The sequence below is a fragment of the Sorangium sp. So ce693 genome (genome assembly GCF_051521375.1).
GTDB classification, from domain to species: domain Bacteria; phylum Myxococcota_A; class Polyangia; order Polyangiales; family Polyangiaceae; genus Sorangium; species Sorangium atrum.
Genome location: NZ_CP150347.1, coordinates 1,057,515 through 1,070,173, shown reverse-complemented (window position 1 = coordinate 1,070,173; position 12,659 = coordinate 1,057,515). Strand labels below are relative to the sequence as shown.

Sequence of the window (12,659 nt, the reverse complement as noted above, 5' to 3'; positions counted from 1 at the left end):
GACCGGTGATGCCCAACCTGGGTCGGGTCGCCCCGCGCGATCGCGCCTGAGCCATCGAGAGCATCGCGGCCTGGAGGCTTGAGTCGGCGAGCCGGGGCCAGGGCGCGTTCGCTTGCGGTCGCGTGGGGTCGACGCGGCGCAGGCAGCCGCGCTGGAGAGGGCACCTCACCGGACGAGGCCGGCGCCGCTCAGGAGCTCAGAGGCGATGCCGGCGCCACGCCGGTGCGCGCCCCGGCCTTCAAGCCACCAGGCGGAAGCTGGAGAGCGGCATGCCGTACACCCGCTGCGACCCCTGCACGTCGACCTCGGTGATCTCGAGCTCGGGGTTCCCCACGCCGCCGCAGAAATAGTGCATCACCGACCTGGGATCGTAGGCCGTGAGGTCGATGGTCTGCGACATGTCCTCCCGGGGGCAGGCGGGCGGAGCGCCGCTCCGGATGTGCTCATGCCGGAAGCCGAGGACGTGACCCAGCTCGTGCCGGAGCACGCCGACGGGGTTGAACCCGAGCGAGGGCGAGAAATAGGAGGGATTGATCAGGAGCTGCCTTCTCCCGACCGGGTCGTTCGGGAAGAAGGACGCGGCGATGAAAGCCCCGCCGGAGAGGTTGAGCCGCACCGGGAACACGACCTCTGCGGGGCGGCTCGTGCTCCCGTCGAGCTCGGCCACGTGGCGGAACGACACGCCGCAGGTCTCCTCCCAGTCGCGCGTGGCCGTCAGCATGTTGGCGCGCACCGTCGCGTACTGGCTCTCGTCCCGGAAGGTCGCCCTGAGCACGCAGTACGTGATCACGAACCCCGGACGCCAGCGCAGCGGCCTGCCGTCCTGCAGGATGCCGACCAGCCCCTCCCCTCCGGGGCCGGCGTCCAGGTTCGGCGGCTCCACGTTGGCGGCGTGAGGCACGTAGTCGGCGAGCTGATCCTCTTCCAGCAGGAGGTCGCCCTCCGCGACATACATCAGCTTCCCATCGAGCTCGAACGTGGGGAGCCTCGTCTTGAGCTCCCCTACCTTCTGCGCGATGGCCGGATCGGTGATGGCCATGGCGATTCTCCTTGGCCCGGAGCACCCGGGCTCTTGGGTGATGGTTGTGGTTCCGATCGCGTGAGGCCGCGGATCACCTCCTGAAGGTGTCCGGGCAGCTCAAGGAAGAGCGCGCGGCTGAGCGGGTCGGCGCTCTCGGGCGCGGAGCCGCGGACGAGCGCGTCGATGAGCAGCTCCTCGCGCGAGCCGAGCGTGTCCCCCCGCACGAGGTAGAACGTTTGACCTTCGATCTCGATGCGATAGCGCTCCTCGGTACGGCGGAAGAGCTCGGACCGGTCAAGGAGCGCCCGCAGCTCGGGGTGAGCCTCCAGCAACGAGGGTTGCGCCGGCTCCTCCGGCCTGATCGCTTTCATATCGACCCCGGCGCGGCCTCAGGGCAGCGGCACGACGATCGCATTGTTCCAGCCGCACATGAACAACCTCGGTTCGGATGCGAGCGCGTCAACCCGCAACTCGTACACGGCGGGGAACGCGCCGGGCAGCGTCAGGTCGACCTCGAACAGCGGACCAGCGCCGAGCGTCACCGGCTCTCCGGAAGGGGCGGACGCGACGAACCGCACCTCGCCCGGTTGATCCAGGGCGAAGAACGCGCGCAGCCCCGCAGCCTTGAGCGCCGACGCCGGCCGGGCTGCCCGCACCGTGATCGCCTCGGCGAAGGACAGCCGTCCTTCCAGGCGCGACACGGAGACCGGCCCCATCTGCTGGACAGACACCGTCACGGTATCGCCGGGCTTCGCCTCGTTCCGCGCGGGCCACACCAGGGTGGCCCCCCCCTGCCGCCTGCGGTCGAGGAACCCCGATTCCACCGTATCGAGCATCAAGCTCGAGAATTGTCGCGTCTCCGGGGGCAGCGTCGCCGGCAGCTGGCTCCGCGCCTTCCAGGCCTTCTCTCGCAGCGCCTGGTCGTACTCATCGAGCGGGTCGAACGCGGTCGGCGCGGTGCACAGGAAGTCGAACAGCGGCTCCACGTTCGCCGCGCGGAAGAGGACGGGCGCCGACCAGCTGGGCGGATACGGCTTCTGCGCGAACATCTCCTCGCGCCCCGCCCGCACGGCCCGTTCGACGTCGCCAGGGCTCTGCTTGAACAGGCTGAGGACGAACGCCTGGAGGAAGCGCTCGGCGTCCACCGCCTCCAGCCGGTGACTCATCCCGATCGCGCACTGGACGCCGGATTCGCCGTGGATCAGCGAGTGCGCCACGTTCTGGTTGCCGCGCATCCACTGCGGTAGCCGCTCGCGCAGCGCCTCGCCCGCTGCGGTCATGCAGCCCGCGAGCACCACGACCGGCACGGGCCGGTTCAGGAGCTCGCTCCGGAGCTGATCGGCGCGGATCGGGTTGGCGAAATCGCTGCCGTCGAGCTCGAACAGGAGGACGCCGATCGGGGGGAACCCCTCGAACCCGACCTCCTGGAGGTCGCCGTGCCCCATGTAAACGAGGAGATTGTAGCGCACCTTGCGCAGCTCGGCGCGGAAGGCATCGTAGGTGACGGGCCCGCCTGCGCCCGCCTCGCTGCTCAGCACCGTGACCTGCACGACGTCGGCGAGCCCGCACCCGCGCGCGATCGCGACGACGCGATCGCGGATGGGCAGCACGGGCGGCACGTCCCCGCCGAGGTCCTTCGGGTTCGTGCGGACCAGGAGCACGCGGAAAGGCCAGCTCCAGCGCAGCGTCGGCGGCGCGGTCACCCCGCGGTGGCGCTTGTACGAGTGGACGATCCCCCGTACCCAGGGGTGCAGCGCGAGCGGGTCGGCGTCGAGCTTGAGCAGCTCGAAGGGGACGTCGTGCAGGTACGGAAGCACCGCCGGGTGCGGCCGGAAGACGATCCGGAAGGGCTGAGTCGCCGCGTTCACCGCGGTGCCCAGGTGGCCGCGGAGATCGTTCTGGAGCAGCCAGCCGGTGACCTGCTCGGCCAGGGACTCGGTCATCTGCTCCGACCCGTGGCCGCTCCGCAGCTCGTCGAGGTCCGCGGGCGGGAGGCTCGGAAAGGGCCGTTCGAGCTCGTCATCGATGGGCGCGAGGTGGCAGGCATGGACGCACAGCCGCAGGTGCGAGCCCCCTCCAGGCTCGATGTCGACGACGAACTCGGGGTTTCTCATGGCTCCGTGTCCTCGGACAGGAATTGCTCGAGCGCCTCGTCGAGGGCGGCCTGCCGCTGGCCCTCGCGCTCGATGAGGCCCTTGCCCGGGAACTCGATCCCGAACGACGCGTAGTGGGCCTCCAGCATCTTCGCCGCGCCGAGCAGGTCGCGGGAGCACGAGAGATCGGCGGTCACCTGCGCCGGCGTGAGCGGCACGTCGTCCTCCGGGGTCTGCCCCGCGCCGAACGTCGGCCACGTGGGAGAGCGCCGCGCCTCGTCGCCCTGCCGGGTGAACTGCCGGCCGCCGCGGTGCCGGAGGAACAGGACGACGGGCGTCAGGAGGGGGCGCTGCGACGCAGCCATCATCGCGTCCTCCACGTCGAGCGACGCCGCGAGGCGCTCGTAGAACGCGCGCCAGAACTCGCGGTGCACGCGGGGATGCATGGGACCGAGCTGGGCGGCGATCGTGGGGCCATCGCCGCTTTGATGACCGAAGTGCGCGAACGCGTGGTACACGGCGGGCATGCCGCCGTGGCCCACGCGGGGAGTCTCCGGCGGGGTGAGCGAGAGGATCGTGGCGCTCGACCCGCGCAGCATGGCAGTGAGCTCCAGGGAGGAGAGCGTGTCGTCCTCGTCCCCCGAGAACTCGAGGAGGCCCTCCAGGCCGAGCGGCACCATGCCGTCGGCCACCACGTGGATCACCTCGAATCCCGCCTGGATCGCCGCGGAGAGCGCTTTGCGCGCGTCGTCCTCCTCGATCCAGGCGACCTCGATGCCGGAGCCCAGGCCCTCCAGCGCCTCGGAGAGCGAGGCGGGCGCGCCGCCGGTCGGGTCGACCACGGCGACGCGCAGCGGCTGTCCCTCCCGCAGGGAGAGCGGCGGCACGACCCGCCCCGGGATCCCGCGCACGATCGAGAGGCGCGGCGGGCGGTGCTCGCCGTGGAGGAGGATCTCCCAGGGAAGCTCGTCGAGCTCGGGCGTTTCGGTCGACCACCAGATGCGCAGCCGCCGGGGCGCGTGCGGCCGGAGCCGCAGGATCGCCCGGAGCCCGCGGGAGATCGACCCGATGAGGCGGCGCCGCAGCTCGAGCAGGGCCTCCTCGCCCTCGTAAAACATGCTCAGATACTCGGCGTAGCTGAGCCAGGTGACGGAGATCTCTTCATGGCCGATGAGCGGCAGCCCCGCCATCTCGGGCAGCGGCGACGCGCCGCCCGGCTCGACCGCGCCGGGGTCCCCGAGCAGCAGAGAGGAGATATCGAGCTTCGTGTAGATCCACGCGTGGTAGCGCCGGCACACGCGGCGGCCGATCGCGCGCGGCGTGACCGGCTCCGCGGGGCGGACCGGGGCGATGCGGACGAGGATCTCTGGATATCGAGAGAGCTGCGCGCTCGGCCTCGTGGTCATCCGCAATCTCCGGCGAAGTCGACCGACCGCGCGATCCGCGCATAGGACGCGGCGCGCTGCGGGGACAGCGACGCCGCGCCCGCCAGCATCGGCGGCCGCGGGATCGCGGCGAAGAACTCCATCGTTCGCCGCTGGACGGCGCCGAGCTCGACCGGCGACGGCGCCGAGGCGACCGCGAGCTGCGCCGCGACCGGCACGAGGCGGTAGGGGAAATACGAGGGTTTGTCCGGCGCCGGGCGGAGCTCACCGCTCCTGAGAAAGCGCGCGAGCGCGTCTGCCCGCTTCACGTCGGCCGCGACGTCCGGGTGGAGCTCCCTGAGCGCGCGACCGCCGAGCGCGTCCAGCTTCCTCTCCAGGAACGTGCCCGCGATCGCGCCGAGGTCGCCGAGGAACGGCGCGACCCAGGCCGGCGCGGGCAGCGCCCGCCAGTCCTGCTCTACCTGGTCGGCCGCGCCGGCGAGCGCCGCGACCCCGAGCCGCCGCAGCAGCGCGGCGAGCAGCGGGACGCGGATCATCGGGTGCGGGTGAGGATCGCGCCGGTCAAGCTCGCCTTGCTGGCTCCCGGGCGCGAGCAGGAGTTGCAGCGACGCGAGCGCCAGCGCGAAGCCGGCGTTGCCGAGGAGGACACCGATCGCGTCGGCGAGGATCTCCCGGGTCCAGCCGAACCAGATCTCCTGCCGGTCGGACGGGATCTCCCCGTCGGTGCCGAGGAGCAGCGCCCTGGTCAGCTCGCTCGAGAGCGCCAGATCCTGATCGACGTTGTGGCCGACCTCGTGGCAGAGCATGACAAGGAGCCAGGCGCACTCGGTCTGATCGGCCGGCAGGAGCACGATCGGTATCGGCAGCCGGAGGTCGCGGTAGCTCCGGAGCGAGCTGCGGAGGGCGCGGAGCGGGTTCTGGCGGCTCACGGCGACCGGCCCGTAGTGCGCCTCCAGGCAGACCAGCGGCGGCTCGCGCATCCCCTCGCGGGGGACGAGGCCCCAGTTGCGCGCCGTGTTCATGCACGCCTGGTAACACTCGGCGGCCACGAGGTCGGCCGCGTCGAGCGGGGGGGCGAGCGCCGGCTGCTCCCGCTGCGCGAGCGTCTGAGAAAAGATGTTCCACACCCCGTGCGCGCCCGCGATCTCGACGAGGAGCTTGCCGAAGCCATCCGCGAAGTCGGCGTCGGACAGGTCCGCTCCGAGCCGCTCCAGGATGCCTCTCTGGCGCTGGATCAGCTCGTTCATGAGGATCTTCAGCGCCAGCACCTGGCTCTTGTGGATCCCGAAACCTCGCGTGTTCGCCGCGGCGGCCGCCTCGAACCGCGCGACGTCGCGCGGGAGCACGTCGATCCGACACTGGAGCTCGGCGGTCGCCCTGGCACGCAGAGTGGACACGGCCCCTCCTCTCCATGTGTGCTTAACGGCGCAGGGCGGGATGTAAAGCCTGCGCTTCCGTTCTCCCGACTCTCCCGGCGTCGCGCGAGCTCGGCAGCATCGCTGTCAGATGAGGGCGCTCGACGCGGGCTGCGCCGGCGCGGGCAGACCGAAGAGCCCCGCGAAGAGCCTCGGTCCTGAATAGGCGATCAAGAACCCGACGGCGACACCGCCCCAGAAATCCTCGATCGCGACGATGGGCTGCACGTCCCTCTTGCGCGCGAGCAGGACGACCGCCATCACGACCAGGACGAGCGACACGGCGAGGCTGAAGCCGGCCTCCACGTCGAGCGGCGCGGCGCCGCCCCGCGCGGCGAACCAGCCCCCGACGCCCCCGAGCACGGCGCCGCAGATCATGCTCGCCAGCGACGAGCTCACCTTGAGGACGTGCTCGATGGTGTCGACGTTGCTCGCGCCGTCGATCTCGTACTCGACCTCGATGAGCAACCGGTACGACGCGGTGCGGAACCACAGCGTGCGCCGCGATCGCACGGTGAAGCTCCGCGCCGTCGAGTTCCCGGCCTGGAGCACCGTGGGAGGATCCGGGGCCCCCGACGACAGGATGGCGTCCCGGACCGCGCCTGCGTCGTCGCCGAGGAGCCCCTCGGGCGCGGTGCTCCCCTCCTCGCCGTCCTCGTTCCACGCGCCCGCCGTGGGTCCCCGGCCCCGGAGGCCCGCGCTGTGCCGGAGCGGCGGGTGGAGCGCCGCGAGCGCGGCCTCGCCGCCTGCTCCGCGGAGATCGCGCGCGATCGCGGGCGCCCTCGGCGCCTCGCCGCGCCCGGGCGGGCGGCGCCGCAGCAGCCGCCGGACGGCGCGGCGCAGCCGCGAGCCGAGGGTGTCGCCGCCCGGCGCGAGCGCCCGCGCGGCGCCCTCGATCACGGCGAGTCGGTCCTCGAGCCTCGCGATCCGCTGCTCTGTCCACTGCCGGTCGACATCGATGAGCTCGGCGGGCAGGCTCGTGCTCACGCGGCACAGCGAGAGCGGCGCCTCGAACGGGTTCTGCACCGTGACGAAGAGGGAGAACTCCTGTCCTGCGACCAGCCCGTCCGTCGATGTCGACACCGAGGTCCGGATGGCTCCCCTGAACGGCTTCGCTGGCTCCGGTCCTGCCATGAGCTCGTTGGATGAGCGCACGTCGGGCGGCGTGCCGCGCGCCGCCTCCGATCTCCGACGATCACGCCGGATGACCCCGGCAGGCTGCCGCAGGAGCGCGCGCTCCTCCATGCCCGCTTCCAGCGGTCGATCGGGTCCACAGGGGGACGTCGCGCGGCCGTGCGAGGCGATGGGTCCAGTTCGGGGGCCGTGGCCTTCGACCTCGTGCTGGACGAGCGTTCGCCCGGTCCTCGGCGACCCGGCGCGGATCACCGCGGGCCTCCCTTGACAACTTAGGACGCAGGGGCGCGCGCTCGCGCAGAAAGTGACGACGCTGCCCGACGCCATCGTGTCCGCGGTGGGCGCGCTCTCGACGTTGGAGCAAGAGGCGTTCCTGGCCGGGGTCGTGAAGATCATCCGTTCCTTGCAGCTCAGCGGGCATATCCCGGTGAGCCGCATGTGCGTCACCTGCAAGTACTTCCGGCCGAACGCGCATGAAGGGGCGCTGCCCCACCACTGTGCTTTCGTCGACGCGCCGATGGCGGGCCGACACCTGAGGATCGACTGCGGCGAACACGAGCAGGCTGAAGAGGCGCAGCGCGAAGACGCGTGGAGGCGCTTCGTCCAGCCCGAGTAGAGCGGTGCTCCTCCTCGCGGGATGCGGGCGCAGCCGCCAGGCAGGCGGGTGGCACCGCCGCGGGAGGTTGCTCCGGATCAGCAGAAAAAGCCGCCGAGACGCCAGAAGACGCCAAGATGATTGTGATTTTCTCGATGTCTTGGCGCCTTGGCGCCTTGGCGGTTCATTTCTCGGTTGATCAACGGGAGCGGTGCGCCAGAGCACCGCTCTACATACGATAGCCTCTTCGAAGCCTGTTACCGGCCAGTCGCCGTCGCGACGACCATTTCAACGCCCCGAGCGCGTCGCTCGGGGTGAGCGCGGGGTATTGCCCGCAGAAGGAGTGAACGAACATGACCATCCATGGATATACGTATGGAACAAGCGCCGTCGCGAAGTCCGCCCTGCGCCGCCTCGCGTGCCGTTCGGCCGGTGCAGCTCCGGCAAGTCACGATGTTCCGAGGCCCCGTGTCACGATCACGGATCGAGCGCGTGAGGAGCGTGCGGCAACGCAGGTGAGCTCGTGAGCGCGCTGCTACCCTTTCCTGCCGCTGCGGCGGAGAGGTCGAATGTGTCCCGTCAAGCCGGGACATGTCGCGCGGTCGGGGATTGACATCTCCGAGGCGTTCGGATCTCATCCTCGCGCATGACGCGTGAAAGATTCGGACACGGCGGGCGCTCGAGTGCCAGGCCCAAGCTGGGTTTCATTCTGGGGCTCCTCCTCGTCGCGGCCTGCGGACAGAAGGTGCGAACATTCGAGTCGTCGTCGAGCTCGAGCGACGTGGGCAGCGGCGGTGGCGGCGGTCGTCCGGACAGCGTCGGCAGCGCGACAGGCGGCGATGGGACCGGAGGGGACGGAGCAGGCGGCGACGGGGCGGGCGGCGACGGGACCGGTGGTGACGGGACCGGGGGCGAAGCCCCCCCGCCCCACTGGGATACGTTCGAGCGCGTCGGTCATGACGATCTCGCCAACCAGATCTCGAATTTCCTTCCGCAGGTCGCGGTCTCGGCCAACGGCGACGCGCTGCTCGTGTTTTATGATCAGGGCACCGTCTGGGCGCGCCGCTATGTCAAGAAGAGCGACAGCTGGGACCCGCTGCGGCAGGTCAACGACGCGGCCACGAGAGGCGTGAACGCCAGGGTTGCCATCGACGCCGATGGCAACGGGGTTGTCGTCTGGTATTCGGCCTCGGTGGGCGGCGCCGTGTTCGGCAAGCGGTTCACGGCGTCGCTCGGATGGCCCGCCGGGTGGGGCACGGTGGAGACGATCGCCGAGGGCACCTCGGGGGTCTCGAAACATTCGACGACGGTCGCGATGACCCCCGCCGGCCATATCGCCGTGGGGATCGACGTGAACACCGTCGACAGCTCGGCGCGTGAGGGATACCTCGCCATCTACGAGGGCGGACAGGGCTGGCAAGCACCGATGAAGGTGTCAGGGAGCACGACCAGCTGCAACGGCACGGCTGTCGGCGTCTCGACCGTGGGCACGACGCTGCGCGTGGTGACAGCGTGGTACCAGTCGGACGGCGAGCGTCTCAACGTGCTGGGCAACGTGGTGACCTACGATCTGACGACGCACAAGGGCAGTGCGGAAGGCCCGAAGCCGCTGGAAGCGGACGACACGCTCGACCACCTGAGCCCACGCGTCGTGATGGACGGCAACGGGAACGCGATGGTCGTCTTCCTCCAGCGCGACTCGACCTCCTCGGTGTCACACGTGATCGCCAATTCCTATTCAGGGGGCGTGTGGGCCGGAGCGACCGGCGTGGACACCGCGGGCCAGAGGGCGAGCGAGCACTCCGTCGTGATGAACGCGGAGGGTGACGGGGGCGTGGTGTTCCGTCAGTGCGGTGCCGGCTGCGCGATCTGGGCGCGGCGCTTCTCGGGGACGACGTTCCAGCCAGCCGACAAGCTCTCGGCCGACGAAGATAGCGTGAGCGGTCCCGAGATCGCCGTGGATGGGGCCGGGCGAGGGCTCGCCGTGTGGACCCAGAAAGCCGCGGCCCTCCGGTCGATCTTTGCCAGCGAGCTCTCGCCCGCGCAGGGATGGACAGAGGCCCACGCGCTGGAGGACGACAACGCCGCCGAACACTGGGAGCCGACAGTGGGCTTCGGCCCGAACGGGACCGGGATCGCCGCGTGGGTGCGTGAGACGACGACGAACGACATCATGCGTCGCTCGATCTTCGCCGACGTTTACAAATACTGAGGACTGAGCTGGGCGCCCGGTCACCAACATTAACGTGGTCGTGGTCGTGGTCGTGGTCGTGGTCGTGGTCGTGGTCGTGGTCGTTCACGGCTTGTCGTTGACGACCACGACCACGACCACGACCACGTTAACGTCTATGACCACGTTAACGTCTACGACCACGTTAACGACCACGACCACGTTAACAAAGGGGCTCAGGGCGGGGGCACGTTGATCAGGCGGGCCGCGCACCGGCCGCCCTGGCAGAGGCAGCCTCCGCCGCAATCCATCGTTCCGGGCCGGCACTCCTGCGTGCACATCAGGCCTCGATCACACGTCGGCGCGGTGGCCTTCGCGATGCACGCGGCCGCGTGGCACGCGCACACGGGCACACAGTCTGCGTCGCTCTTGCACGGATCGCTGCCCACGACGATCCGCTCGCCCATCGGGGCGGCTGCCGGCGGCGTGGCGGGCTCTTCCGTCGGAGGGATGTTCGTGCCGGGAGATGCGTTCGTGCCGGGCGGCGCGTTCGTGCCGGGCGGCGCGTTCCCGCCAGGAGGCGCGTTCGTGCCGGCAGGCTCATGCGCGGACGCCCTGCACCCGGCGCCGCAGAGCCCCGCGGCCAGGATGACCCCCATCGACCCATCGAGGATGTGTCTCATGCGGGTGCTCTCTCACGGATCGCCACGACGTTCCACCCCGCCCGCGAGCTCATCCTCGCCCGTCGCCGCTCCGCAGCGGCGGCCGACGCATCACGGCGGCCGCCCGGCGGCCTGCCGCCCCGCCCCCCCTCGGCCGCCCCGGCGACCCTGGAACCCAGCCGCCCCGGTGGACCGAAAAAAAATCGTCGGCTCCATGTCGAGCCGGCGCAACGTGCTCCGACATCCAGGCAGAGCGCGGTCGCGGTGACCCCGCCGTCCTCACCTCACCGCCGGGCCCGACCCCGGCCAGGAGCCCCGATCATGACCACCACGCAGAAGATCAAGACGTGCCTCTGGTTCAGCAACAACGCCGAGGAGGCGGTGAAGTACTACCTGTCCATCTTCAAGGGCTCACGGATCCTCTCGGAGCTCCGCTCGGGAGACGCGGGTCCGGGGCCCAAGGGCTCGCTCGTGATGGCCGAGTTCGAGCTGAACGGCCAGCGGCTCATGGCCCTGAACGGAGCCAACCAGAAGTTCAACGAGACGTTCTCGCTCGTCGTCACCTGCGAGACGCAGGAGGAGGTCGACGAGCTCTGGAGCAAGCTCACGGCCGACGGCGGCGCCGAGAGCCAGTGCGGGTGGCTCAGGGACAGGTTCGGTGTGTCCTGGCAGATCGTCCCGTCCGCCTTGATCCGGCTCATCCAGCACCCGGACCCGGCCAAGGCGGGGCGGGTCATGCAGGCGATGATGCAGATGAAGAAGATCGACATCGCGCGAATCGAGGAGGCCGCCCGATAGGCGCTCTCCTCCCGCCCACCCGCGGTCCGGCGAGGGCTCGCCGGACCGCGCCCCTCACGCCAGCGCGCGGATCGCGCGCAGCACCGCCTCGACGTCCGCCTCGGAGTTGAGCAGGCTCGGCGCGACGCGGACATACGAGGTCGCGTACGGCGACGTCGACGCGATGATCTTCCTCTCGCGGAGCCTCCCCACGACGGCCTCCGGCGTCATCCCCGCCACCTCGAAGCATACGATCCCCGCGGAGAGGGCGTCGTCGAGCGGCGTGTGCAGGGTGACGTGGCCCATCCCCTTGAGCCCTTCCTTGCACTGCCGGTTCAAGGCGTGGATCCGGGCCGCGACCTTGGCCTTGCCGATGCCCCGGTGGAACGCGAACGCCGCGGGCAGCGCCCACCGGTGCTCGAAGGAGTGGAACCCTCCGGGAGTCATCATGTCCGCGGTCGTGGGCGGCGGCGGCTGCTGCCGGAGCCAGGCTTCGTATGCTGCCTTTCCGAAGGACGGGATGCTCGGGCGCAGCGTCGGCCAGAGCTCCCGCCTGCCCCAGAGCACGCCGGTGCCCCGCGGCCCGAACATCCATTTGTGACAGCCCGCGGCGAAGAAGTCGCAGCCGAGATCGGCCATCGTGGCGTCCTCGACGCCGAAGCCGTGCACGCCGTCCACACAGCAGACGACGCGCTCCCCCGGGGCCCGGCCCTGGTTCGCCCTGGCGACGACCTCGGCGATGGCGCGCACCGGCGTCTTCACGCCCGAGCTCGAGTGGACCCACGTGATGGCCACGACCCGCGTGGCCGGGGTGAGCGCCTCTTCGATCGCCCCCGCCATCGCCGTCGCCGTCGCCGCGCTGCCCCTCGCATAGAGCGCGATCTTTCGCACCACCGCGCCGGTCCGCTCCGCGGCGAGCCGGAGCGACTCGTGCGTGGAGTAGTGATCGTGCACCGTCGTGAGCACCTCGTCGCCGGCCTCGAGCGGCAGGCCGAGGTACATCGACGCGAGCCCCATCGTCGTGCTGTCCGTGAGCGCGATCTCCTCGGCCCCGACGCCCATGTACGCCGCGGCGGCCTCCCGCACAGGCGCCAGGTCTTCGTGCGCGTGGAGCGCGTCCACCGGGTTCTCGTCGAGCTCCCTCCGCAGCCTCTCGATCGCCTCGCGGACGGGCCGCGGGTGCGAGGCCAGCAGGAAGCCCGTCATGTGGATCCACGCCGGCGACAGGTTGAACTCGCCCCGGACGCCCTGCCACGGATCGGCCGGCGCCTTCCGGCGAGCGCCCGCGCTCGTCATCGCCCCCGAGCCCGCGCAGCCCGCGGCGCCCATCGCCAGCAGGCCTGCGAGCAGGCTCCGCCTGGGTAGCTTGGTCATCATCTGATCCCCCTCCGTGCCGGCGCGGCGGCT

At 70.8% G+C, this 12,659-nt stretch carries 10 protein-coding genes; 3 read left to right on the top strand and 7 right to left on the bottom strand.

Annotated elements, in window-relative coordinates; all coding sequences use genetic code 11:
- Positions 1-238: 238 nt before the first annotated feature.
- The 5 genes from WMF14_RS04075 to WMF14_RS04055 all read right to left on the bottom strand — a co-directional run bounded on the left by WMF14_RS04075 (position 239) and on the right by WMF14_RS04055 (position 7,048).
- Positions 239-1,039: a hypothetical protein gene (locus WMF14_RS04075; RefSeq protein WP_437798867.1), complete on the bottom strand. Its 801-nt coding sequence runs from the start codon at positions 1,037-1,039 to the stop codon at positions 239-241.
- Positions 1,040-1,410: 371 nt separating this feature from the next.
- Positions 1,411-3,135, bottom strand: coding sequence for a CHAT domain-containing protein (locus WMF14_RS04070; RefSeq protein WP_437798866.1), 1,725 nt, complete (start codon positions 3,133-3,135; stop codon positions 1,411-1,413).
- Positions 3,132-4,520: a CHAT domain-containing protein gene (locus WMF14_RS04065; protein WP_437798865.1), complete on the bottom strand. Its 1,389-nt coding sequence runs from the start codon at positions 4,518-4,520 to the stop codon at positions 3,132-3,134. Before WMF14_RS04065 ends, WMF14_RS04070 begins: the two co-directional genes overlap by 4 nt.
- Positions 4,517-5,896 (bottom strand): hypothetical protein, encoded by a 1,380-nt coding sequence (locus tag WMF14_RS04060; RefSeq protein WP_437798863.1) that lies wholly within the window; start codon positions 5,894-5,896, stop codon positions 4,517-4,519. The genes WMF14_RS04065 and WMF14_RS04060 overlap by 4 nt, the downstream gene beginning before the upstream one ends.
- Before the next feature lie 105 nt (positions 5,897-6,001).
- On the bottom strand, positions 6,002-7,048 hold the full coding sequence (locus WMF14_RS04055) for a hypothetical protein (protein ID WP_437798862.1): 1,047 nt from the start codon (positions 7,046-7,048) through the stop codon (positions 6,002-6,004).
- A gap of 304 nt (positions 7,049-7,352) precedes the next feature.
- On the opposite strand from WMF14_RS04055, the gene WMF14_RS04050 reads away from it, so the two are divergent.
- Both WMF14_RS04050 and WMF14_RS04045 read left to right on the top strand, forming a co-directional pair.
- Complete coding sequence (locus WMF14_RS04050; RefSeq protein ID WP_437798860.1) at positions 7,353-7,664, top strand: hypothetical protein; 312 nt, start codon at positions 7,353-7,355, stop codon at positions 7,662-7,664.
- 724 nt (positions 7,665-8,388) lie between these two features.
- The gene (locus WMF14_RS04045; RefSeq protein ID WP_437798859.1) at positions 8,389-9,855 is read left to right on the top strand and encodes a hypothetical protein; all 1,467 of its coding nucleotides are present in this window, start codon (positions 8,389-8,391) and stop codon (positions 9,853-9,855) included.
- A gap of 194 nt (positions 9,856-10,049) precedes the next feature.
- On the opposite strand, the gene WMF14_RS04040 is transcribed toward WMF14_RS04045, so the two are convergent.
- Positions 10,050-10,496: a hypothetical protein gene (locus WMF14_RS04040; RefSeq protein WP_437798858.1), complete on the bottom strand. Its 447-nt coding sequence runs from the start codon at positions 10,494-10,496 to the stop codon at positions 10,050-10,052.
- A 300-nt stretch (positions 10,497-10,796) separates the two neighbouring features.
- Between WMF14_RS04040 and WMF14_RS04035 the strand changes: the two genes are divergently transcribed.
- Entirely contained in the window at positions 10,797-11,273 is a 477-nt protein-coding gene (locus WMF14_RS04035; RefSeq protein ID WP_437327539.1) for a VOC family protein, read from the top strand.
- Between the two features lie 54 nt (positions 11,274-11,327).
- On the opposite strand, the gene WMF14_RS04030 is transcribed toward WMF14_RS04035, so the two are convergent.
- Positions 11,328-12,629: an aminotransferase class V-fold PLP-dependent enzyme gene (locus WMF14_RS04030; RefSeq protein ID WP_437798857.1), complete on the bottom strand. Its 1,302-nt coding sequence runs from the start codon at positions 12,627-12,629 to the stop codon at positions 11,328-11,330.
- Between the last annotated feature and the right edge of the window lie 30 nt (positions 12,630-12,659).

Excerpts from the sequence above, each read along its gene's own strand:
- WMF14_RS04075 (WP_437798867.1), bottom strand. The coding sequence starts at position 1,039 with ATGGCCATCACCGATCCGGCCATCGCGCAGAAGGTAGGGGAGCTCAAG.
- WMF14_RS04070 (WP_437798866.1), bottom strand. The coding sequence starts at position 3,135 with ATGAGAAACCCCGAGTTCGTCGTCGACATCGAGCCTGGAGGGGGCTCG.
- WMF14_RS04065 (WP_437798865.1), bottom strand. The coding sequence starts at position 4,520 with ATGACCACGAGGCCGAGCGCGCAGCTCTCTCGATATCCAGAGATCCTC.
- WMF14_RS04055 (WP_437798862.1), bottom strand. The coding sequence starts at position 7,048 with ATGGCAGGACCGGAGCCAGCGAAGCCGTTCAGGGGAGCCATCCGGACC.
- WMF14_RS04040 (WP_437798858.1), bottom strand. The coding sequence starts at position 10,496 with ATGAGACACATCCTCGATGGGTCGATGGGGGTCATCCTGGCCGCGGGG.
- WMF14_RS04035 (WP_437327539.1), top strand. The coding sequence starts at position 10,797 with ATGACCACCACGCAGAAGATCAAGACGTGCCTCTGGTTCAGCAACAAC.
- WMF14_RS04030 (WP_437798857.1), bottom strand. The coding sequence starts at position 12,629 with ATGATGACCAAGCTACCCAGGCGGAGCCTGCTCGCAGGCCTGCTGGCG.